The sequence below is a fragment of the Mycobacterium sp. genome (assembly GCF_040398885.1).
GTDB lineage: Bacteria > Actinomycetota > Actinomycetes > Mycobacteriales > Mycobacteriaceae > Mycobacterium.
In genome coordinates this window covers 1-1,354 of record NZ_JBBATF010000312.1, presented here as the reverse complement: position 1 = coordinate 1,354, position 1,354 = coordinate 1, and the positions used below count along the sequence as shown (strand labels likewise).

Annotated in this window: 1 protein-coding gene and 1 pseudogene; one reads left to right on the top strand and one right to left on the bottom strand. The window is 66.0% G+C overall.

Going from position 1 to position 1,354, the window contains the following annotated elements; translation table 11 throughout:
* Positions 1 to 1,017, top strand: a 1,017-nt coding sequence (locus ADBZ5U_RS16405; RefSeq protein ID WP_526811965.1) for an NAD(P)(+) transhydrogenase (Re/Si-specific) subunit beta, incomplete at its 5' end; no start/stop codon positions are given.
* Positions 1,018 to 1,027: 10 nt separating this feature from the next.
* Here the strand turns inward: ADBZ5U_RS16405 and ADBZ5U_RS16400 are convergent.
* Positions 1,028 to 1,354: pseudogene (locus ADBZ5U_RS16400) on the bottom strand (HNH endonuclease); the annotation flags it as partial.

Here is a 1,354-nt window from a genome sequence, read left to right as displayed (position 1 = left end):
TCGGTGTCGTTCTGGGGTTCGCTGGTCGCCTTCGCCAAACTGCAGGAAAACATCATCCCGAGGAATGTCGAGAAGGCATTCGTCAAAGGCGCCAAGGGGTTTCAGGCCGCCAATATCGTGCTGCTGATCGCGGCAGTCGCGGTGGCCGTGTACATCGGACTGCACGGCGGTCTGTCGGTGTGGTGGATCGTGCTTCTGCTGGTGCTCGCGGGCATCATGGGGCTTTTCGTGGTGTTCCCGATCGGCGGCGCCGACATGCCGGTGGTGATCTCACTTCTCAACGCCATGACCGGGTTGTCCGCGGCGGCAGCAGGTTTGGCGCTCAACAACACCGCGATGATCGTCGCCGGAATGATCGTCGGCGCCTCGGGTTCGATCCTGACCAACCTGATGGCCGTCGCGATGAACCGGTCCATCCCGGCGATCGTCTTCGGGTCCTTCGGCGGCACCGACGCCGTCGGCGGCCCGGCCGGTGCCGACCAGGGCCCCGTCAAGGCCACCTCGGCTGCCGACGCGGCGATCCAGATGGCCTACGCCAACCAGGTGATCGTCGTCCCGGGCTACGGCCTGGCGGTGGCCCAGGCCCAGCACGCGGTCAAGGAGATGGCCGACCTGCTGGAGGAGAAGGGCGTGGAGGTCAAGTTCGCCATTCACCCGGTGGCCGGCCGCATGCCCGGGCATATGAACGTTCTGCTGGCCGAGGCCGACGTCGACTACGACGCCATGAAGGAGATGGACGACATCAACGGCGAGTTCCCGCGCACCGACGTCACGTTGGTGATCGGGGCCAACGACGTCACCAACCCGGCGGCGCGCACCGACCCGTCCAGTCCGATCTTCGGGATGCCGATCCTCAACGTCGACCAGTCCCGGTCGGTCATCGTGCTGAAGCGTTCGATGTCATCCGGCTACGCCGGTATCGAGAACCCGTTGTTCTTCGGTCCAACCACCTCGATGCTGTTCGGTGACGCCAAGAAATCGGTCGGCGAGGTCATCGAGGAACTCAAGGCGCTGTAACGCGTTCGCGCTAAAACGGCGGCGGGTTGGCTTCTTCCCACGCGGCGTGTGCCTGTTCCCAGGCTGCCCATCCGGCCTCGTTGAGACTGCGTTCCCACCGAATGCGTGCGGCGCGTTCCTCGGCGCGGGTGCGTCGGCGGGTGGGCATCATCAGCGTCCGGCATTCCGCGGAGGAGGGCCGACGGTCTTCGAGGGTGATCTCGCCGGTGGGTACGGCCAGCTGCGGGAAGAACAGGGCCCCGCCGGGTTTGGTGGTGTAGGCGCGCCCCGCCGGGGAGGTCCAGGTGATGGTGCCGTCGGGGTATTGCCTTTCGCCCCAGCCCCTTTCACCGGTCCA